The organism is Aeribacillus sp. FSL K6-2848 (assembly GCF_038004325.1).
Taxonomy (GTDB): domain Bacteria; phylum Bacillota; class Bacilli; order Bacillales; family Aeribacillaceae; genus Aeribacillus; species Aeribacillus composti.
In genome coordinates this window covers 72,314-92,500 of the sequence record NZ_JBBOQQ010000001.1, presented here as the reverse complement: position 1 = coordinate 92,500, position 20,187 = coordinate 72,314, and the positions used below count along the sequence as shown (strand labels likewise).

Sequence of the window (20,187 nt, the reverse complement as noted above, 5' to 3'; positions counted from 1 at the left end):
TCAAGTCCACTTTATATTCATCGTATTGGATTGTCGTTGTACCTAATACTTCTTGTGCAATATGAGCAATCATGTTTTCTGTCAATTCCATAATATCATGGAAATCTACATATGCCTCGTACAGTTCAAGCATGGTGAATTCAGGATTATGTCTTGTTGAAACGCCTTCGTTGCGGAAAACGCGGCCGATTTCATAAACTTTTTCTAAACCGCCGACAATCAGCCTTTTCAAATGAAGCTCAATAGCAATTCTCATGTACAAAGGCATATCCAAAGCATTATGATGAGTGATAAACGGGCGTGCTGCCGCTCCTCCAGCAATGGAGTGCATCATTGGTGTTTCTACTTCCAAATACCCGTGACTGTCTAAATAACGGCGCATGGATTGGATGATTTTGCTTCTTGTTATAAATGTGTTTTTGCTGTCAGGGTTCATAATAAGATCTAAATAGCGCTGGCGGTAGCGCTGTTCAATATCTTTAAGGCCATGGTATTTATCAGGAAGAGGGCGCAAAGCTTTCGTGAGCAGCACAAATTCCGTTGCTTTTACCGAGAGCTCGCCTACTTTTGTTTTAAAAACCGTTCCCTTCACGCCAATAAGATCACCTAAGTCAGCCATATCAAAAATTTCATACTGATCCTCGCCGACGCTGTCCTTCCGAACATAAATTTGAATTTGGCCCGACAAATCTTGGATATGGGCGAAACCTGCTTTCCCTTTTCCACGTTTTGTCATAATTCTGCCAGCTATAGAAACAAAAATATTTTTTTCCTCAAGTTCTTCCTTTGTAAACTCGCCGTACTGCTCTTTTAGTTCAATCGCCTGATGCGAGCGTTCAAATTTTTTTCCGAAAGGGTCGATTCCTTTATCTTTTAATGCATGAAGCTTTTCCCTGCGAACCTGCAATTGATCATTCAACTCTTCTTGGTTATGCAAACCTTCTTTGCTCATACGTATCCACTCCAATAATCTTAAAATTTAACATAGAAAACTGCCAGATTACTGGCAGCCGTCAAAGTATAAGAGAAAGCAGATTGTCTTTATGCGGATTGACGCTCTTTCTCTTCCACTTCACTTGCAAAACGTTCAAGAAGGGAGACCAGTTCTTCTTTTGTTTCACAGTTATTAATAGCATTTCTCACTTTTGCATTGCCTCGAATACCTTTTAAATACCAAGCGGCATGTTTACGCATCTCTCTAACAGCGATGTGCTCACCTTTTAAATTGATTAAACGTTCTAAATGCAGTTTGCATACATCAATCTTTTCTCGAACTGTCGGCTCTTCAATTAATTCTCCCGTTTCTAAATATTTAACAGTGCGATAGATCATCCATGGGTTGCCTAATGCAGCACGGCCGATCATAACCCCGTCTGCACCCGTCTCGTCCAGCATTCTCTTTGCATCTTGAGGGGTTTTGACATCCCCGTTGCCAATCACCGGAATATTCACAGCCTGCTTAACTTCTCTAATAATGTCCCAGTTGGCTTCTCCCTCATACATTTGAACACGGGTTCGTCCATGCAATGCAACAGCCTTGCCCCCTGCCCGCTCAACGGCTTGGGCATTTTCCACCGCATAAATATGTTCTTCATCCCAACCCATGCGCATTTTGACAGTTACCGGTTTTTTCACTGCATCCACAACAGCGGCAACCATGTCATAAATTTTATTGGGATCAAGAAGCCATTTTGCTCCGGCATCACATTTCGTAATTTTCGGTACAGGACAGCCCATGTTAATATCGATGATATCTGCTGTTGTATTGTTATCGACAAATTTTGCCGCTTCCACTAATGTTTCTTTTTCACCGCCAAAAATTTGCAAGCTTAATGGTTTTTCCCGTTCATCAATATAGAGCATGTCCATTGTTTTCGCATTTTTATATAAAATGGCTTTATCGCTGACCATTTCAGCACAAACTAAACCCGCTCCAAATTCTTTGACCGTCAGCCGAAAAGCCGAATTGCATACGCCGGCCATCGGAGCAAGCACAACACGGTTTTTCAATTGAATATCTCCTATTTTAAACAATTTCACCTGCCTCCTTTATTTTTCAGTATCCTCAGGCATCAGCTCGTTCACGCTTACATTCAGCTTAGCAGCAATAATCTCTACTAATTCCTTGCTGGGAAGTCTGTTGCCCCTTTCAACTTCACCAAGAACCGATACAGAAACGCCTAAGTCTTTTGCAAGGCTTTCTTGTGTATAGCCTTTTAGCTTTCTAAAAGCGCGAATCCTTCTTCCCCATTTTTCTGCTTCCATATTCGCACTCCTTTTTTATCTTTTAATTGATCTATTAAAACCAGTAAAGAACGATGCTGATTAGGCCATTGTACATCTTGATCAATTTCAAACAAAGGAATCAATACGAAAGATCGTTCAAACATTCTCGGATGAGGTATGGTAAGCTGTTCTGTTTCAATATTTTCGTTATTATATAATAAAATGTCAAGGTCTATCGTTCTAGGCCCCCATTTAACTTCCCTTGATCTTCCTAAATCATATTCGATTTTTTGCGTAAATGCCAGCAGCTCATACGGCGTGAAATTCGTCGCGATTTTAATTACCATGTTCAAAAACAATTCTTGGTCAATATAACCAACCGGATCGGTTTCATAAATAGAAGACATTTTGATAACCTCAACATCTGGATGCCTGTTCAATTGATTGATGCTTTCTTCCAAATAATATTCCCGATCGCCGATATTCGATCCTAAAGAAATATATGCATAGTTTTTCATGTTCTTCCCCTTTTGATTTCTACTGCTACAGACTTGTAATGACCCGGGATTGGCGGATCCGGCTTTACCACTTTTACTGTGCAATACAAAACAGTCGAAAACTCTTTTAACAGTTCAGATGCTAAATTTTCTGCAACGGCTTCAATAAGCTTATAGGGCTTGCCTTCCACAATTTCCTTGCAAACCGTGTACACTTTCGCATAATTCACTGTATCATCTAGTTCATCCGTTTTTCCTGCTTGCTTTAGATCCGTCTCTAAAATAACATCAACTCGAAATCGCTGTCCAAGTTTATTCTCTTCAGGATAAACGCCATGATAGCCCCAAAACTCCATTCCCGTTACATAGATCTTATCAATCGTGATCACGCCCCTTTCCGAGCATCGCATCCATCATTTTCACCATCCGCGCAATCGGTTTAACGTCATGAACCCGAACGAATTGACAGCCCTTTTGCACTCCTAAGCATACGGTAGCCGCTGTGCCTTCCATACGCTCCTCTACCGGTAGATCGAGAACTCGTCCGATAAATCTTTTTCTCGACGTACCCAGCAAAACAGGGAAACCAAGGTTTGTAAATTCCTCCAGATGACGCATGACGTAGAGATTATCTTCAAAAGTTTTGGCAAAACCGATTCCTGGATCAAGGATGATTTGTTCGTCCCGAACGCCTGCTTTTTTGGCGATCTCGACACTTTCCATTAAATCGGAAATCATGTCTTTAATCAGATCGTTATACCCTTCTTTTTCTCGATTGTGCATTAGAATGATTGGGACGTTATATTCTGCTGCCACGCGAGCGATGTCCGGCTCCTTTTTCGCCCCCCAAACATCATTGATGATGGTTGCTCCAGCTTCCACCGCTTTTTTTGCCACATTCGCTTTGTACGTATCAATGGAAATAGGAACATGAATTTCTTTTGATAATTTTTCAATGACTGGAAGAACTCTGGCCAGCTCCTCCTCTTCTGAAACGGGTTCATGGCCCGGACGGGTTGATTCACCCCCGACATCAATGATATCGGCGCCATTTTCCACCATTTCTTTTGCATGCTTTAAAGCTTTCTCGATATCATTAAATTTTCCGCCGTCCGAAAAAGAATCAGGCGTAACGTTTAATATTCCCATTACTTGGGTTTTATCTTCGTAGTGTAATTGATACGGTCCGCACTGTAATATTTTTTCTTTCTCTATTACACCCATTGTTCATCACCCACTTCGAATTCAGATCTTGTCAAAATATGCTGCCGCACCTTCTTATAAATGGTGATTAATCGATTGGTCAAAATTCCCTGTTCACCTGCAAATGCAGTCTGATCAATATGTGTAATTGGGACAATCTCCTGCAAGGAATTTGTGATAAAAGCTTCTTGTGCAGATAACAGATGATCCAATGGATACAATCCTTCTTCATAAGGGATGCGATGTTTTTCAAGGATGGTTAACACGAACTGTCTAGTAATTCCGTTTAATATTCCTGTGCTGACAGCCGGTGTATAGACAGTGTTGTTTTTTACCCAAAAAATGTTGGAAACAATCCCTTCTGCGACATATCCTGAATGTGTTAAAAATATACCTTCCGTTTTCGGATGATCTCCAATTTCTCTCTTTGCCAGCACATTATTTAAAAAATGGTGCGATTTTATGCGAAATGATCCTTCCGGCGTGTTTCGCCGAACCGAAAGAATGACCCCCTGTTTTGTCAATCTTTCCGGCAAATTTAACTCTTTTATAAAAAAGATTAACACCGGATTTTTATAAGGAGCCGCCGACAACCCCAGCTCCTCTGCACCCGCTGAAACATTTATCCGGATATATGCATTATTTAAATGATTTAATTCAAGCAGTCTTTTAATAATTTGTTCTGCTTCCGAGTAAGAAAGAGAAAAATCTATGCCAAGCTCGCGAACCGCTGCATTTAAGCGATCGATATGATCATACAGTAAAAATGGATGACCGTTATAAGTCCTTAATGTTTCAAAAGCGCCGATTCCGTATAAAAATCCATGATCGAACGGAGAAATATGCAGCTCATCCTGCTTTTTATATTCACCATTTACATATAAGTACACTTTTATACACTCTTTTCTTCCGTACGATAATAGGAAAGGAAATGCTTTAACATCAGTTTTCCATGTTCAGTCATAATTGATTCCGGATGAAACTGCACGCCTTCAACCGGCAAAGATTTATGGCGGATTCCCATAATCTCTCCGTCATTCGTCCATGCTGAAATTTCAAAGCAATCCGGAAGCGTTTCTTTTTTGACAATTAAAGAGTGGTACCTTGTAGCAGTGAACGGGTTGTCTAAGCCGTCGAAAATAGTTTTTCCGTCATGATAAATTTGCGATGTTTTCCCGTGCATTAATTTGTCTGCGCGAACAACATCCCCACCGAACACTTGAGCTATTGATTGATGACCTAAGCATACGCCAAAAATCGGAATTTTCCCTGCGAAATACTTAATTGCCTCCATGCTGATCCCCGCCTCATTCGGCGTACACGGACCGGGAGAAATCATCAAATAGGCTGGATTGAGCTGTTCAATTTCCTCAATCGTAATTTCATCATTTCGTCTGACAACAAGCTCTTCGCCGAGCTCACCAAGGTATTGAACTAAATTGTACGTAAAAGAATCATAGTTATCAATCATTAAAATCATCTCTTCTCACCTCTAACTAACTTATTCTCATCTTCGCTCAAATCTTTTGCTTTCCATAACGCTTTTGCTTTTTTCAAACACTCTTTATATTCATATTCTGCAACAGAATCAATGACGATTCCAGCACCTGCTTGCACATAACCCCAACCGTTTTTAGCCAGTAGCGTCCGTATTACAATATTAAATTCTAAATCTCCATTAAAGCCGAGCCAGCCGATCGAACCAGTATATAACCCTCTTCTAGTCGGCTCCAGCTCTTCAATTATTTCCATTGTTCGAACCTTCGGCGCTCCCGTGATTGTGCCGCCCGGAAATACAGCACGCATAATGTCGTAAAATCCTTTTCCTTCTTGCAGCTCTCCGCGAACATTTGACACGATATGAATGACATGTGAATATTTCTCAATAGCCATCAGTTCGTTAACTTCAACACTGCCATATTTACATACCCGCCCTAGATCATTTCGTTCTAAATCTACAAGCATGATATGTTCTGCACGTTCTTTTTCATTGGTGATTAATTCCTCAGAAAGCTGGCGGTCTTCTTCATCGCTTCTTCCTCTTGATCTCGTTCCAGCAATCGGACGGGTATTCAGTACATTTCCCCTCTTTTTTATGAGCAGCTCTGGAGATCCACTGGCAATTTGAAACTCAGGAGTATGAATATAGGCCATATATGGGGATGGGTTAATTTTCCGTAATGCTTTATAAATTTCAAACGGATGCGTCGAAAGCGGTTTTGCTTGTCTGACGGATAAGTTGACTTGAAATACATCACCGCTTGCAATATAATCCTTTACTCTTTCAACAGCTTTTTTAAACGGCTGTTCCATAAACATTATCGGCTCATAGCTGAGATCAGCTGAATTCGTATAGCTGAAAATCGTTTCCTCACTTTGCTTACACCATAAAGCTTTCATTTCTTCCAGCCGCTTTTGTGCAGCATCTTTTTCCCCATGTTTATGATACGTTATCAGCCAAAGTGTTTTTTCAGTATGATCAAAAACGGCGATATCTTGAAAAACGATAAAATAAATGTCGGGCACGTGTAAATCGTCCACAGCTATATTGGGTAATTTTTCGAAATAACGAACTGCATCATAGCTAATAAAGCCGATAGCGCCTCCTTGAAAGTCGGGAAGGGAAGGATCGCTTTCACATTTAAACTGTTTCATCCATCCTTCAAAGAGCAAGAGCGGATTTCCTTCCTTTACTTCTTTTTTGTTCCCGCTATAGATCGTAATTGCCCCGTTTTTTCCTTGTATGACGGCAAAAGGGTTTAAACCAGCTATGCTGTAGCGGCCGCCTCTTCCGCTTTCGAGAAGAGCGTAATGTTGTTGTTGTTTTGCCAGCGTTTCAAAGCGATTGAAAAATCGTTCTTTTTCAAAAGGTATTTGGACTGCCAGCAGTTTTCTCACAGATTCCATCGTTCACTCTCCTTCACCCATAAACTTATTTTACAACAAGAAAGAGAGCTTGGCATCAACAGTATTATTTTTCCCCTTCACATAAAATCCAAAAGGCTGCCGACAAATTTCGTCGACAGCCTTTAAACTATTATTCATTCTATTATTCTTCGTCAAACTTATATAATGGAGTACTTAAATATCTTTCTCCATTACTTGGGATGACTGCTAGTACCTTTTTGCCTTTTCCTAGCTCTTTCGCCACTTTCAATGCGGAGAAAATGGCAGCACCTGAAGAAATTCCGCCTAATACTCCTTCTTCTCTCGCAGCTTTTCTAGCGGTTTCAAAAGCTTGCTCAGTTGTAACAGTAATGACTTCATCATAAATCTCTGTATTTAAAATATCCGGAACAAATCCTGCTCCAATACCTTGAATTTTATGCGGACCTGGTTTTCCGCCCGATAATACAGGTGAATCAGCCGGCTCAACAGCATAAATTTTTATGTTTGGATATTTTTCTCTTAATACTTGACCAGCACCAGTAATCGTACCCCCAGTACCGATTCCGGCGACAAATGCATCCAATTGATCGCCCATTTGCTCAACGATTTCCGGACCAGTTGTTAAACGGTGAATTTCTACATTTGCACGGTTTTTAAATTGCTGCGGCATGAAATAGCCGTGTTTTTCCGCAAGCTCTTCTGCTTTTTTAATAGCCCCTTTCATGCCTTCTGGACCAGGAGTTAAAACAAGCTCTGCTCCATATGCACGCAATAAATTGCGGCGCTCTAAACTCATTGTTTCAGGCATAACTAAAATAGCATGTAAACCTTTTGCAGCTGCCACCATTGCTAAACCGATCCCTGTGTTTCCGCTTGTCGGTTCGATAATTGTGTCTCCAGGTTTTAGTTTGCCTTCTTTTTCTGCCGCTTCAATCATTGCTAATGCAATACGGTCCTTTACACTTGATCCAGGGTTAAAAAATTCAAGCTTTAAATAAACGTCTGCACTGTCCTCTTCTACAATTTTTCCTAATTTTACAACAGGAGTCTTTCCAATTAGATCTAATATAGAGTTTGCAACAACTGCCATCTTATACACCTCTATTTCCGAGTAATTATATTGGTTTTATTGAAAATAATATACCAATAAATTTATGAATTGTCAATCTTTTTCTTCATTTTTCATAAAACCATGTTACGCCGATGTCATCCCACAACTGCTTTGCTGATACATTTCCTTCCATCTGTTCCAAAGCGATTTGCCTGCGAATCTGATCCTTTACTTCGTCAAACTCCAGCTGTTCTCCTTTTATTTTCTCATGCAAAAATATAATCGCATATCCTCTTTCCAGCGGTATTGGGTCCGACCACTCATTGACCTTCATTGTTTTAGCTTGTTCAATATATTCCGGCGGTACATCGCTGGAACCTTCGGAAACATAACCGAGGTCTCCACCTTCCTTCGCCGTCAACTGATCCTTGGACCGTTCAGCTGCAATCCCTTCAAAGCTTGATCCGCCTTTTAATTCATTTATAATTTGTTGGACTTCTTTTTTTGAATCAACCACGATATGGGAAAGATGATACGTGTCATTCATAATATATTGATGTTTATTTTCTTCATAAAATTTCTTCAATTCATTCTCATTAATGTTGACATCTTTCGTTAAAAGCTCTTCTAATAAAATACTATAGCGAATTTGTTTTCTCAGTTCTTTGTCGTTAAGCACGCTATCGCCGTATGATTGAGACGATATTTTATACATTTGTATTTCACGTTCAACTGTTTTTTCATCTACATCAATATGATTCTTTTTTGCAAGCTCGTCCACAACTTGAATATTGATCATTTCCTCAAGTGTTGTTTTCCCAAATCGTTTTTCCAGTTCACTTAACCATTCCTGCCTCGTAATGCGGCTATCGCCGATTTTGGCAACAATTTCATCATTTTTCTCTTTTTGCGCTTCTCTTGTATAAGCACTTACCAAAAAGGCAATCGTCACGCAGTTCGTTAATACAAGACTGAAAATTATGACCAAAAGCGCTTTTTTACTCATTCCTCCAGCTCCCTGCCATAAGCTATTTTCTAGATGCCGCTTCTTTTAATTCCTGCAACTCTTCTTTTGAAAACACATATATCTCATTACAAAAATGGCATTGAGCTTCAGCTTTTTCATCCTCATCGATGATTTGTTGAATTTCCTCTTCTCCTAGACTAATAATGGCATTTGCAAACCTATCTTTAGAACAGCTGCAGTGGAAGCTGACAGGCATGCGATCGATCACTTTCATATTCCCTTCGCCCAGAACACCTTCCAATATTTCTTCAGGAGTCAGCCCTTTTTGAATTTGCTTAGAGATCGGCTCTATTGTTTTTAACCGCGTCTCAATTTCCGTAATGATTGATTCTTCAGTTCCCGGCATAAGCTGAATAATAAATCCGCCAGCAGCCAGAACAGAGTTATCAGGATTGACTAAAACTCCCACTCCTACTGAAGACGGGACTTGCTCTGACGTCACTAAATAATAGGCAAAATCTTCTCCCAGCTCCCCGGAAATAATAGGGACTTTACCGGAAAAATGCTCCCTTAATCCTAAATCCTTAACAATCGACAATGTACCGTTTTTCCCGACTGCGCGGGCTACATCCAGTTTGCCATGTTTATTTAATTCAAAATGGGTCTTAGGATTGGATACATAACCTCTCACTTGACCTTTTGAATTACTGTCAATAACAATGGCTCCTATTGGACCGCCGCCTTCTATTTTTATCGTCAGCTTCTCATCACCTTTTAGCATCGAACTCATCATCACGCCGGCTGTCATTGCTCTTCCAAGAGCAGCGGTAGCAGTCGGCCATGTTTGGTGGCGGCGTTGAGCTTCACTCACTGTATCAGTCGTCTTCACTGCATATGCACGCACTCCTCCGCCATAGGCCAAAGATTTGACTAAATAATCGTTCATTTGTTTCCTACTCCCTTCCGAGATTTCGTTCGTAAATTAACCGCAAGCCTGTTAATGTTAACAATGGATCAACGATTTCGATCATGTCAGATTCATTGGCGATTAACCCAGCTAGACCGCCTGTTGCAATAACTTTCGGTTCTTTTTTAGCTTGCGCTTTCATCCTTCTGACAATTCCTTCTACTTGGCCAACATAGCCGAATAAAATTCCTGATTGCATGGCGGCTACTGTATTTTTCCCAATAATATGATCGGGTTTGGCGATTTCGATTCTAGGAAGCTTCGCGGCTTTTGAGTATAAAGCTTCGGTGGAAATGTTAATCCCTGGTGCAATGGCACCGCCTTCATATTGTCCTTTTTCATTAATGTAGCAATAAGTTGTTGCTGTGCCGAAATCAACAATAATAAGCGGACAGCCATATAAATGAACACCGGCAACTGCATTGACGATCCTGTCCGCCCCAACTTCACGCGGATTATCATACTTTATATTAAGGCCTGTTTTAATTCCTGGGCCGACAATAAGCGGATCTACATGAAAATATTTCTCGCACATTTTTTCCATGGCATACATAATCGGTGGAACGACAGAAGAAATAATGATTCCCGTTATGTCCGAAAATTTTAATCCTACGTATTCAAACAATGATTTAAACATCATTCCGTATTCATCTTCGGTTTTATGTCGATTGGTTTCAATTCGCCAATGGTAAAGCAATTGTTCTTTTTCGTATACTCCAATCACGGTGTTTGTATTCCCAACATCTAAAGCTAAAATCATGTCCATCACCTTTTCCCTTCGTTCAAACATTCCCTCATCATCATATCACATATTGATCGCAGTAGGCTGCTATCGGGCACGAAGGCAATAGAAAACCGCCAACTTTGTATAGTTGACGGCTTTATTACTTATTCTTCTTTAAGCTCCGGTTTGATAGAGGGAGCCTCATCTTTCTTTGTCTGAATATTGACTTTTACAGCTTCATCTTTTTGGTTGTTCTCTTCTTTTTTCACATTTTCTGAAGCTGCTTTTTGTTCAGACTTATCAGGCAATGAACCGTGTTCCACCAGATGTTTAATTTGTTCTGCATCAAGTGTTTCCACTTCTAATAACGTTTTTGCAATTAGTTCAAGTTTATCGCGATTTTCTGTCAAAATTCGTTTTGCTTTTTCATAACATTCTTTAATGATGCGCTGAATTTCTAAGTCGATTTCATAGGCAATCGCATCACTATAATTTTGCTCACTTTGGATGTCACGCCCTAAAAAGACCTGGCCTTGAGAGCTTCCAAATTGCAATGGACCCAATTTTTCTGACATTCCAAATTCTGTAACCATTCTGCGCGCAATATTTGTCGCACGCTGGAAGTCGTTGTGGGCACCGGTGCTAACTTCACCGAAAACAATTTCTTCCGCAACCCGACCGCCAAGCAATCCTGTTATTTTGTCAAGGAGCTCAGGTTTTGTCATGAAATAGCGGTCTTCTTTTGGCAGCATGACAGCATATCCTCCAGCTTGACCCCGAGGAACAATCGTTACTTTATGCACCATTTCCGCCTCATCTAAAACGAGACCGATAACGGTATGTCCGCCTTCATGATAGGCAACAATACGGCGCTCCTTTTCCGAAATAACCCTGCTTTTTTTCGCAGGTCCTGCAATTACACGATCGGTTGCCTCATCTATATCCGCCATATCGATTTTCTTTTTATTTTGGCGAGCAGCAACGAGAGCAGCCTCATTCAATAGGTTTTCCAGGTCAGCTCCAGAAAAGCCCGGCGTTCTCATCGCAATGTTCCGCAAATTCACCGATTCATCCAACGGTTTATTGCGTGCATGTACTTTGAGCACTGCTTCGCGCCCCTTCACATCCGGACGATCAACCGTAATTTGACGGTCAAATCGACCAGGGCGGAGAAGGGCTGGGTCTAAAATATCCGGACGGTTTGTCGCCGCAATAATAATGATTCCTTCGTTGGAGCTAAATCCATCCATCTCAACGAGAAGCTGATTTAACGTTTGTTCACGTTCATCGTGACCGCCGCCTAATCCAGCTCCTCTTTGGCGTCCAACAGCATCAATTTCATCAATAAAAATGATACATGGGGCATTTTTCTTAGCCGTCTCAAACAAATCCCGAACACGAGAAGCACCTACACCGACAAACATCTCAACAAAATCAGATCCGCTTATGGAGAAAAACGGCACACCTGCTTCTCCAGCCACCGCGCGGGCCAGCAATGTTTTACCAGTTCCCGGAGGGCCTACTAAAAGGACTCCTTTCGGTATGCGCGCTCCAAGTTCAGAAAACTTGCGGGGATCCTTTAAAAATTCAACAACTTCCACTAGTTCAGCCTTTTCCTCATCGGCTCCTGCAACATCTTTAAATTTTACTTTTTTCTTGTCGTCGTTATACAGCTTTGCCTTGCTCTTCCCGAAGTTCATAACTCGGCTTCCGCCGCCTTGAGCCTGATTGAGCACAAAGAAGAACAAAATAAAGATTATAATAAATGGGATGAGGGATGTGAAAAATTGCACCCATCCGTTTGTATCATCTGCTGGGGACCATTTAACTTCCGTTTGATTTTTTGAAGCAGCAGTATTGATGAGGTTTAATGCGTCATCGCCTGATAAATAGGTGATAAAGTATTGATTTTCTTCATATCCCTTCAGCTGTCCTCTGACTTCATATACTCCTCTTACTGGTTTTAACGTTATATTTTCAACATCTCCGTTTTCCAAATTGGAGATGAAGGTACTATATGTCATTTGTTCAGTTTTTTGGTTACCGCCCTGAAAAAAATTCACAACGCCGATAACCACTAAAAAAATCAGCAAATAAAATATGGTGTTTCGGAAAATCCGATTCATTCCTTACCTCCTCCCACAATGAAACAAACTATATTCAATAGTATCATAGAAAATCATCCCAGCACAACTGATACGCTATCCTTTCAACGATCATTATTTATTTTGATAAACTTCAGGCTTTAATATCCCTATAAACGGAAGATTGCGGTATTTTTCCGCATAGTCCAGACCATAACCGACAACGAACGCATCCGGAACTTCAAAACATACATAATCTGCCTCAATATTTGCCTTTCGCCCGCTCGGTTTGTCCAATAGGGTTACAATTTTAACGGATGCTGCTTTCCGGTACCGGAAAAGATCGACTAAATAGCTTAATGTCAATCCGCTATCGATTATATCTTCAATGATTAAAAGATCCCGGCCTTCGACGGAAGTGTCTAAATCCTTAATTATTTTCACCTCACCCGATGAAACGGTTTTGTTTCCATAACTGGAAACGTCCATAAAATCAATTTCCAAATATGTATTAATATGCTTTATTAAATCCGCCATAAACGGCATAGCGCCTTTTAAAACCCCGATAGCGAGGGGAAACTTATTTTTATATTCCTCCGTTAATATCGCCCCTAATTCTTTCACTTTTTCTTTGATTTCTTCTTCTGAAATTAAGACTTTTTCAATATCCTCGATCATTTTCTTTCCTCCTGATGAGATCACTGCTCTTTATATTGTAATACAATATAAGATTCATTGGTAATGCTAATTTCCTCTAAATTTGATTTTTTTACAAGCGGAATCCATATGATTTGGCCGTTGCCATTTTCAACGATTGGGAGAAGGTTGCGCTCTTCCCTCGGTATTTTTTTATCAATAAAAATATCTTTTACCTTTTTCGTGCCGTTCATGCCTTTAATTGTCATTTTGTCTCCTTTTTTTCTGCTCCGAATAATTAAAGGCGGAACGTACCATTTTTTTGGAAGATAGAAAACGTCATCACCTTTATACGAAGGAATCCCAAAAAAGGTTTCAGTAAAAAATATTTTTCCGTTCGGCAAATGTATTTTTCCCGGTACCGGTACCGTGTAGCAGAAAGATTCACTATTTGGAGATTGAAACGTAAAGGTGCATTCATCATAAGATTTTATGACTTTGAGCCCCATAGGCAAATGAAGCATCCCCGAAGGGTGCGCTTTCATCAAAAATCCGTTTACATTTTCAATATGAACAGCCGAGAAGGAGCCGCTTTTTATCAGATCATTCAATATTTGATAAACCGCTCTCCTTTTGATCGGATCAGGAAGCTTTTTATATTCTTGTTTATGAATAGTAACGGAAGAATTCGTTTTTCTTATCACTACTTTATTTAATTTTTCCTTCGTTAATTCCTCCAAAAATCGCTCATCATCTAAAAAGACCTCACTGAAATATTGAAAATGTTCATGCAGCCTTTTGTTCTCCTTTTTCAAAAACGGCAAAACATATTTGCGAAACCTGTTCCGTGTATACGTATCTTTTTCATTGCTTGGATCAAATCGGGGCGCCAGCTGAAATTCTTCACAATACTTTAAAATTTCATCCTTTGTTGCGGCTAAAAAGGGGCGTATGATTCTCCCTCTGCCGAAAGGCCGTATGACAGGAATTCCCGCTAGTCCCTTCCCTATTGTTCCGCGAACAAGATTCATTAAAATCGTTTCAATTTGGTCATCTCCATGATGAGCTAGAGCCAAAGCATCCGCCTGAAGCTGATCCATCAACTCTAAGAAAAATTGGTAGCGGCATTCTCTAGCAGCCTGCTGGGCATTCAACCGGTGTTTCTCAGCATAACGGGCCGCATTGATTTGCTTAGCGTAACAAGGTATGTTTAATTCCCGGCAAAAATTGATGACAAATTCCATCTCTTTTTGTGATTCTATGCCTCGGAACATATGATCAACATGTGCTGCTATAACAGTGATGCCATATTGATCTTTAAATGTATTTAAAAAATGTAGAAGTGCCAGTGAATCCGGGCCGCCGGACACACCTACTATGACCGTACTATTTTTTTGGAGCAATTGATGTTTTTCAATAAACGCACATACATTTTGAATCAAAGACCGTCACATCCAATATTTCTCTAGTTATCTTTATCCTATCATTATTTGCCTGCCTTCTGCAAAGACAAAGCCTTTTGCATTTTACTGTTATTTTCCTAAAAGGGAAGCAGTTCAGATCGGACATTTTTTGAAATAGTCGGGGCACTCGCGGAAGCATGAGAAGGGGGAAAAGCACTGCCGCTTTAAACAAGCAGCAGCCATTTACAGAAGTGTCGCAAAAATATATAAAGAATATAGAAATGCCAGGCAAACCATGATCACCAATGTTTCGATCAGCCCTTTGCTTTTCTTTTTCTTTCTTTTTCGATTGTTAGCTGTCCTTTTCGTTTTAGATTGTGCTTGTACATTTCTCTTTCTTTGCAAATTAGCGTTTGAAACATGATGCAAAAGATCCTGCTTCATTTCCAAAGCGGATGAATAGGAGCCAAATAAAGCTTTCGTCAACACTTGTTTTCTTTCGTTTAAAAAAGGATGGGAGTTAATGATTTGCATCAATTGCTCCTTACTGTTTCCTTTTTTTGAAAAGCGTTTTTGAAAAACAGCATTGATAATAATCATACCGACTGCAAAAAGATCATATTTCGGTTCAGCTTTTCTCGTCCCCAATTCCCAGTATCCCCTGTCAAAAAACTCTGTAAATTCTTTAATGGATCTTCCGTTTATCGTTGTGCCACCTACATCAATACAGCGAATTTTGGGAGGAGGTCCTGTAACAATTAGATTGTCAGGCTTTAAATCACCAAAAACCCAGCCTGACTGATGAAGCTCCTCCAAATTGGACAAAAGCTGCAAGATTAACACGTCAATCCAAATCGTACCATTATTTTTAATAAACTGGATAAAATGTTCACCTTTAACATACTCCATAACATAAAACGGAAGCATCTTTCCGCTGGCTGTGTTAAACCAATCGTCCACATCGATCAAAGAAGGCCCAAGGCACGAACCTTGGACCTTGGCCAGTCTCTTTAACACGTTTACTTCTGAAGTGATCCCCATGCTATTTTCACTTATTTTTAAAGCTGCATACCCTTTACTGGATTCAATAAGGTAAACCGATCCTGTTGCTCCGCACCCCAGCATTTTTAATATCCGATACGTGTTTCCATGCCATTTTCCTTTAATAATGGTACCGGGAAGAACTTTACATGCTTTGTTCATCGAGGTATTCATCATCGAGCATTCCCCTCAATGAGCGTTTTTGTTTAAAATGTTGTATAGCTCCTTTTATCGCCGGACCAGTTGGTGTCAATCCTTCTGTCGTTAATTTCGGAAAAATGGTTGATAAAGAATCCAGTTTCGGAGTCCAATCCAATAAAATTTCTGTTTCTGATCTTTTCCCAGGAAATATAAACAGCGAATATTGATTATTGCCTATTCTTGAATTTAGGCTAATGGATAAATCAAAAAGCGCTTCTTTTACCGTTGGAAGCTTTGGCCCCATGCTTGCGCTCGTATCTACGAGAATTAAAATTTCTAAATTGACCGTTTCACCAAGCTCTTCCACAACCTCCATAACTTCACCACGCTGTTCAGGCGGCAGCTCTTCAATAGAAGTTGATTTTCCTAAAATATGCTTTAATTCACGATTGACAACTCCCTGCAATGTTTGCGTCATCGCTTTTCTAGTGACCATCTGTACTGTTTGTGAAAGCTGATGGGCATAAACTACCTGGCTCACTCCTCCCCCTGCCTCAGCAATTCCTTCTATTTCCTGCATTGCATCTTGATCTATCACATTCTCTTCTAAAATCCCAATTACGTTGACAGTAATCCCATGCTCCTTAGCTAAAGCCGCCATAGCAATTGGATCTTCACCATGATTTGAGCATCCGTCAGTTAACAACAAAATTTGTTTTAATGTCCCTTTTCTCATTTTTCCTCCTCCTGGTCAATGATTTATTACCATCCTCACCAGAAGGAAAACGTTTTATACTAAGCATGGCAGAAAATCAGCTTATCTTTTTCGATTTATAAAAATTTGAAACAGGAATCGCCGCCCATTTCGGTGTATTATGATTAATTCGAGCCACCACAACCGTCATATCGTCATCGATTGCCCCCGATCTGGAGCGGATCACCTCCTCCATAATTAAATCGGCTATTTCTTGTGGATCATCTGTCTCTATTTCTTTTATTTTTCTTTTCATCCATAAATCATAATTTTCTACATGCCTTGGTCCCTCAAATATTCCGTCACTCATCATAATTAATAAATCTCCTGCTTTTAGCTGTTCGTCTACAATGTCCACCTCAAAATCATCGATAATGCCGATCGGCAAATTACTAGACTCGATTTTGATAATTTTATTTCCTCGTTTAATAAAACTCGGAGTAGATCCGATTTTCATAAATTTGCAATTGGCGCTTTGTAAATCAATGATAGACAAATCTAATGTTGCATAAATTTCATCTGTCGTTCTCAGCGACAATATAGAGTTGATGGTTTTGATAGCAATTTTTTCATCAATGCCTGATTGAAGAATTTTTTCCAACAATTTAATCGTTTCATTGCTTTCAAAATGAGCCCTTTCCCCGTTCCCCATTCCATCGCTAATGGCTATGGCAAATTTTCCGACGCCCAATTCAATCATGGAATGGCTGTCGCCCGAAACAAGACCTCCTCCTTTTGCAGCATGAGCAACACCCGTTTCCACTTTGTATGCTTTTGCAGAACCGAACACAACGTGGCAAAATCCATTTGGATAACCTGCACATTCTTCATTTTTCACGATGATCATTTCGTTTAATATATCGGAAAGCATCGGAGCAATAATTTTTTCACATTCTCCATGGCCGCCGCAATACGGAATGCTCATTTCTATATCGACGTTCCCTTTTTCAAGGCTGTATATATCAATATGGCCAATTTCTAAACCGAAGTTTTGAAGAGCATAGAAAATTTGCTCTTCCTGCAGAAAATGATGTTCCCGTTCCTTTTTCATTTCCCGAGAAAAGTCGGACATTACTTGAGCAACTCCTAGCAGCTGTTCAGCTACCAATCTTCTGCTTTCTTGCACTTGCTTTTTTAATTTCCGATTCGCTTCTAAAAAGTGCATTTCCTGCTCAATCGTCCCGACCACTAGATTAGCTTTCGAACAATGCCTGTGAAGCTTTTTCTGCAATCTGCGATTATTTGCATACGTTTTTTCTTTCGTTTCATCCATCACTTGCTTCATTAATTGATATGTCTGGTCAAAATTGTTGACCCAGCATTTCTCCTTCTTAAAACAAGTTTGGCATGTCTGTCCGGTGATCTTGCTTAAAAATAAATCCGTTTCTCTTTCAATATCCTCTCCATCCTCCGGGTAAAAAGTCGAAAAGCTCTCAGATAATGCCCGAAAAACGTTAGAAAATTGATCAACCCGCCGAGCAGTTATATCACGTATATTTCGAACATACTTTTGCTGCTCCAAAACATGCTCGTTTGTTCCAGGAATATGCTTTGCCAACTGTTCTGTAAAGCTTTTCGGGGTCAGTAAAAACAGCAAAACCGCGGCGCCCGATTCCCATAAGGTTGTCCAAACATCAGCCGATCCTTCTCCATATAGCGTGATTAAAAGTGAGCCAATGATCAGGCCAACTGACGCTCCTGCTTTTTGTCCTTCCTTTAGCAGACCTCCCAATAAACCTGAAAATGCAAGTAGGCTCATATGATACAAATTGGAGACATTCGCCAGGCTAAGCACCAAACCTGTTACAGCACCAACTGTACATCCGATGCCTGCACCTCCGGTAAAAGCGAGCAATAGGACAATATATCGTGAAAGAACGTGTTCCGCCTGTATATTTTGGTAACTGATTCCAACTAAGCCCGTCATGACGGACGCAAGCAAAATCATCAAGCAGATAATCTCTTCGACTCGTAAAGTTTGTTTATATTTCCGCACTGAAAGAAGCGGGATGCTCTGCAAAAAAATCAACGTCAGGATGATCGACAGACCTGCCTCAACCCCTGTCATTAAAAGATCGTACGTGCTGATAAATCCTGCAGTTAACTTTGAATATAAAAGGCGGCTGGCAGCAAGTCCCGAAAAAATCGTAAAAGGCAATATTTTTATTTCATCTGTTTTAATGAAAAAACTAGTCATTTTATGAAGCAAAAGAAATATACATATAGAAGAAAGCACTAACAAACATAATTCCAATGAGATGGTGAATGCCCCTGCAATTAGTGATAGTGCAGCAAGCAATGCCTTGTCCCTTTTTAAAAGCCATACAGCTCCAAAAAAAGGAAGGGCGAACGGAATAATTTCAGATAAAATAAAAGCTCTCCCCAGCAAAAACCCGACCAATACATAAACAAACCCTTTGTGAAACAGAAAAGAATGCAAATGCAGCCCCGCTCTTTTCCAAGATCTCCATAGAAGTGATTGTGTTCTTTCCAATTGGACATTGGCAAAAGGTATCAGAAATCTTCTCTCAACTTTTTCCATTATAGCGACACTCCTCCTACTACCGTAATTGATAGTCATTATACAAGCTTTTCATAAAGGAATTTGTCAAAAGGAGGAAATTGTTTATAAGAATATTTCGACGATTTCTGTTATAGACGACAAATCTTTTAAAAGGAACAGAGCAGCCCATTGAGACATTGAGTCGCGTCATTTCAAAGAGATGATTGTAACAGCGTGTTGGTCCGTTTTAAAAGCGAAAGCCGAAAAACATGAGTCGGAACTTGTTGAAATCGGTGAAAAATTAAATTTATCTATCCTATATAAATACAAAATTTTAAACTTTTCCATAAAAAAAGACTCTTTCTTTTAAAGAAAGAGCCTCTTCTCATGACCCGTACGGGATTCGAACCCGTGTTACCGCCGTGAAAGGGCGGTGTCTTAACCACTTGACCAACGGGCCAATATTCAATTGGTAGCGGCGGAGGGAATCGAACCCCCGACCTCACGGGTATGAACCGTACGCTCTAGCCAGCTGAGCTACGCCGCCAAATCAACTGCATCTTTATGTTCATGTAAAATACGCACATGTTCTATAATACATATGAACATGAGAGCCGTCAACAATAAAATAAAAAAATAATTTTCGGACAATTTAAATACACCACCTGAATCTTCAGGTGGCGGTCTGCGATCATCTATAACATTAACAGCAGCAAGTTACCCCCTTCTTGCTCCTCTCCCTCCTCGTCTTGATTCAGTGTGACGCCGAAGTGAAGCAAGACGGTCCTCGCTCTCTTTTAAAAAGCGGCTCATTTTTTGCTCAAAACTTTCTTTGGAACGATGATCATGTTTTTTTGGACGATCTTTTGCCTTTTTGATGGACAATCCGATTTTTCCGTCTTCTTCTACATTAATAACCTTGACTTCAACCTCATCGCCGACTTTTAAATGATCATGAATGTCTTTCACGTAATTGTCAGCAACTTCACTAATATGAACAAGTCCTGTTGAGCCTCCTGGCAGCTCCACAAATGCTCCAAAATTCGTAATGCCAGTTACTTTACCTTGTAACTTGCTGCCAACTTCAATTGACATAAAAAA

At 40.1% G+C, this 20,187-nt stretch carries 20 protein-coding genes and 2 tRNA genes (1 of these 22 running past the window's edge); all 22 read right to left on the bottom strand.

The annotated features are described in order from the left end of the window. Positions 1 to 952 carry the 5' portion of a lysine--tRNA ligase gene (gene lysS, locus NSS70_RS00455; RefSeq protein WP_339198234.1) on the bottom strand. Its footprint begins 551 nt before the window's first position, so only the first 952 of its 1,503 coding nucleotides appear in the window; its start codon is at positions 950 to 952; the stop codon falls past the left edge of the window. 89 nt (positions 953 to 1,041) lie between these two features. Then, on the bottom strand, positions 1,042 to 2,034 hold the full coding sequence (gene dusB, locus NSS70_RS00450; protein WP_063387552.1) for a tRNA dihydrouridine synthase DusB: 993 nt from the start codon (positions 2,032 to 2,034) through the stop codon (positions 1,042 to 1,044). Between the two features lie 15 nt (positions 2,035 to 2,049). Next, entirely contained in the window at positions 2,050 to 2,265 is a 216-nt protein-coding gene (locus NSS70_RS00445; RefSeq protein ID WP_063387553.1) for a helix-turn-helix domain-containing protein, read from the bottom strand. Further along, positions 2,217 to 2,744 carry a 2-amino-4-hydroxy-6-hydroxymethyldihydropteridine diphosphokinase gene (gene folK / locus NSS70_RS00440; protein ID WP_066247258.1) on the bottom strand — a complete coding sequence of 176 codons (528 nt, stop codon included), beginning with the start codon at positions 2,742 to 2,744 and terminating at the stop codon, positions 2,217 to 2,219. The genes NSS70_RS00445 and folK overlap by 49 nt, the downstream gene beginning before the upstream one ends. Further along, positions 2,741 to 3,103 (bottom strand): dihydroneopterin aldolase, encoded by a 363-nt coding sequence (gene folB, locus NSS70_RS00435; protein ID WP_063387603.1) that lies wholly within the window; start codon positions 3,101 to 3,103, stop codon positions 2,741 to 2,743. The genes folK and folB overlap by 4 nt, the downstream gene beginning before the upstream one ends. After that, on the bottom strand, positions 3,099 to 3,947 hold the full coding sequence (gene folP / locus NSS70_RS00430; protein ID WP_063387555.1) for a dihydropteroate synthase: 849 nt from the start codon (positions 3,945 to 3,947) through the stop codon (positions 3,099 to 3,101). The genes folB and folP overlap by 5 nt, the downstream gene beginning before the upstream one ends. Next, on the bottom strand, positions 3,938 to 4,816 hold the full coding sequence (pabC, locus tag NSS70_RS00425; protein WP_340880752.1) for an aminodeoxychorismate lyase: 879 nt from the start codon (positions 4,814 to 4,816) through the stop codon (positions 3,938 to 3,940). The genes folP and pabC overlap by 10 nt, the downstream gene beginning before the upstream one ends. Before the next feature lie 2 nt (positions 4,817 to 4,818). After that, positions 4,819 to 5,406: an aminodeoxychorismate/anthranilate synthase component II gene (gene pabA / locus NSS70_RS00420; RefSeq protein ID WP_066247253.1), complete on the bottom strand. Its 588-nt coding sequence runs from the start codon at positions 5,404 to 5,406 to the stop codon at positions 4,819 to 4,821. Beyond that, the gene (gene pabB, locus NSS70_RS00415; protein WP_117017233.1) at positions 5,403 to 6,833 is read right to left on the bottom strand and encodes an aminodeoxychorismate synthase component I; all 1,431 of its coding nucleotides are present in this window, start codon (positions 6,831 to 6,833) and stop codon (positions 5,403 to 5,405) included. The genes pabA and pabB overlap by 4 nt, the downstream gene beginning before the upstream one ends. Before the next feature lie 142 nt (positions 6,834 to 6,975). Then, on the bottom strand, positions 6,976 to 7,905 hold the full coding sequence (gene cysK, locus NSS70_RS00410) for a cysteine synthase A (protein ID WP_066247248.1): 930 nt from the start codon (positions 7,903 to 7,905) through the stop codon (positions 6,976 to 6,978). Positions 7,906 to 7,990: 85 nt separating this feature from the next. Then, the gene (locus tag NSS70_RS00405) at positions 7,991 to 8,872 is read right to left on the bottom strand and encodes a peptidyl-prolyl cis-trans isomerase (protein WP_340880751.1); all 882 of its coding nucleotides are present in this window, start codon (positions 8,870 to 8,872) and stop codon (positions 7,991 to 7,993) included. A gap of 22 nt (positions 8,873 to 8,894) precedes the next feature. Further along, positions 8,895 to 9,779 carry an Hsp33 family molecular chaperone HslO gene (hslO, locus tag NSS70_RS00400; RefSeq protein ID WP_340880750.1) on the bottom strand — a complete coding sequence of 295 codons (885 nt, stop codon included), beginning with the start codon at positions 9,777 to 9,779 and terminating at the stop codon, positions 8,895 to 8,897. A gap of 7 nt (positions 9,780 to 9,786) precedes the next feature. Then, the gene (locus NSS70_RS00395; protein ID WP_063387562.1) at positions 9,787 to 10,560 is read right to left on the bottom strand and encodes a type III pantothenate kinase; all 774 of its coding nucleotides are present in this window, start codon (positions 10,558 to 10,560) and stop codon (positions 9,787 to 9,789) included. Between the two features lie 128 nt (positions 10,561 to 10,688). Beyond that, positions 10,689 to 12,650, bottom strand: coding sequence for an ATP-dependent zinc metalloprotease FtsH (ftsH, locus tag NSS70_RS00390; protein WP_066247240.1), 1,962 nt, complete (start codon positions 12,648 to 12,650; stop codon positions 10,689 to 10,691). 93 nt (positions 12,651 to 12,743) lie between these two features. Then, positions 12,744 to 13,286 carry a hypoxanthine phosphoribosyltransferase gene (gene hpt / locus NSS70_RS00385; protein WP_066247237.1) on the bottom strand — a complete coding sequence of 181 codons (543 nt, stop codon included), beginning with the start codon at positions 13,284 to 13,286 and terminating at the stop codon, positions 12,744 to 12,746. Positions 13,287 to 13,306: 20 nt separating this feature from the next. Next, a complete protein-coding gene (gene tilS, locus NSS70_RS00380) occupies positions 13,307 to 14,683 on the bottom strand; it encodes a tRNA lysidine(34) synthetase TilS (protein ID WP_340882442.1) in 1,377 nt (458 codons plus the stop codon). A gap of 207 nt (positions 14,684 to 14,890) precedes the next feature. Then, complete coding sequence (locus NSS70_RS00375; RefSeq protein WP_340880748.1) at positions 14,891 to 15,865, bottom strand: protein kinase domain-containing protein; 975 nt, start codon at positions 15,863 to 15,865, stop codon at positions 14,891 to 14,893. Further along, the gene (locus tag NSS70_RS00370) at positions 15,834 to 16,565 is read right to left on the bottom strand and encodes a vWA domain-containing protein (protein WP_066247229.1); all 732 of its coding nucleotides are present in this window, start codon (positions 16,563 to 16,565) and stop codon (positions 15,834 to 15,836) included. Before NSS70_RS00370 ends, NSS70_RS00375 begins: the two co-directional genes overlap by 32 nt. Positions 16,566 to 16,641: 76 nt before the next feature. Beyond that, a complete protein-coding gene (spoIIE, locus tag NSS70_RS00365; protein ID WP_340880747.1) occupies positions 16,642 to 19,125 on the bottom strand; it encodes a stage II sporulation protein E in 2,484 nt (827 codons plus the stop codon). A 349-nt stretch (positions 19,126 to 19,474) separates the two neighbouring features. Then, positions 19,475 to 19,546: transfer RNA gene (locus tag NSS70_RS00360), tRNA-Glu, on the bottom strand. Between the two features lie 10 nt (positions 19,547 to 19,556). Beyond that, positions 19,557 to 19,633: transfer RNA gene (locus tag NSS70_RS00355), tRNA-Met, on the bottom strand. A 170-nt stretch (positions 19,634 to 19,803) separates the two neighbouring features. Then, positions 19,804 to 20,181, bottom strand: coding sequence for a S1 domain-containing RNA-binding protein (locus NSS70_RS00350; RefSeq protein ID WP_063387569.1), 378 nt, complete (start codon positions 20,179 to 20,181; stop codon positions 19,804 to 19,806). Positions 20,182 to 20,187: the final 6 nt, after the last annotated feature.

What these genes read in the sequence shown, in the direction of transcription:
- ftsH (WP_066247240.1), bottom strand. Translation starts at nt 12,650, where the DNA reads ATGAATCGGATTTTCCGAAACACCATATTTTATTTGCTGATTTTTTTA.
- spoIIE (WP_340880747.1), bottom strand. Translation starts at nt 19,125, where the DNA reads ATGGAAAAAGTTGAGAGAAGATTTCTGATACCTTTTGCCAATGTCCAA.
- cysK (WP_066247248.1), bottom strand. Translation starts at nt 7,905, where the DNA reads ATGGCAGTTGTTGCAAACTCTATATTAGATCTAATTGGAAAGACTCCT.
- folK (WP_066247258.1), bottom strand. Translation starts at nt 2,744, where the DNA reads ATGAAAAACTATGCATATATTTCTTTAGGATCGAATATCGGCGATCGG.
- hpt (WP_066247237.1), bottom strand. Translation starts at nt 13,286, where the DNA reads ATGATCGAGGATATTGAAAAAGTCTTAATTTCAGAAGAAGAAATCAAA.
- pabB (WP_117017233.1), bottom strand. Translation starts at nt 6,833, where the DNA reads ATGGAATCTGTGAGAAAACTGCTGGCAGTCCAAATACCTTTTGAAAAA.
- NSS70_RS00445 (WP_063387553.1), bottom strand. Translation starts at nt 2,265, where the DNA reads ATGGAAGCAGAAAAATGGGGAAGAAGGATTCGCGCTTTTAGAAAGCTA.
- NSS70_RS00395 (WP_063387562.1), bottom strand. Translation starts at nt 10,560, where the DNA reads ATGATTTTAGCTTTAGATGTTGGGAATACAAACACCGTGATTGGAGTA.
- hslO (WP_340880750.1), bottom strand. Translation starts at nt 9,779, where the DNA reads ATGAACGATTATTTAGTCAAATCTTTGGCCTATGGCGGAGGAGTGCGT.
- NSS70_RS00375 (WP_340880748.1), bottom strand. Translation starts at nt 15,865, where the DNA reads ATGATGAATACCTCGATGAACAAAGCATGTAAAGTTCTTCCCGGTACC.
- folP (WP_063387555.1), bottom strand. Translation starts at nt 3,947, where the DNA reads ATGGGTGTAATAGAGAAAGAAAAAATATTACAGTGCGGACCGTATCAA.
- NSS70_RS00405 (WP_340880751.1), bottom strand. Translation starts at nt 8,872, where the DNA reads ATGAGTAAAAAAGCGCTTTTGGTCATAATTTTCAGTCTTGTATTAACG.
- NSS70_RS00350 (WP_063387569.1), bottom strand. Translation starts at nt 20,181, where the DNA reads ATGTCAATTGAAGTTGGCAGCAAGTTACAAGGTAAAGTAACTGGCATT.
- NSS70_RS00370 (WP_066247229.1), bottom strand. Translation starts at nt 16,565, where the DNA reads ATGAGAAAAGGGACATTAAAACAAATTTTGTTGTTAACTGACGGATGC.
- pabA (WP_066247253.1), bottom strand. Translation starts at nt 5,406, where the DNA reads ATGATTTTAATGATTGATAACTATGATTCTTTTACGTACAATTTAGTT.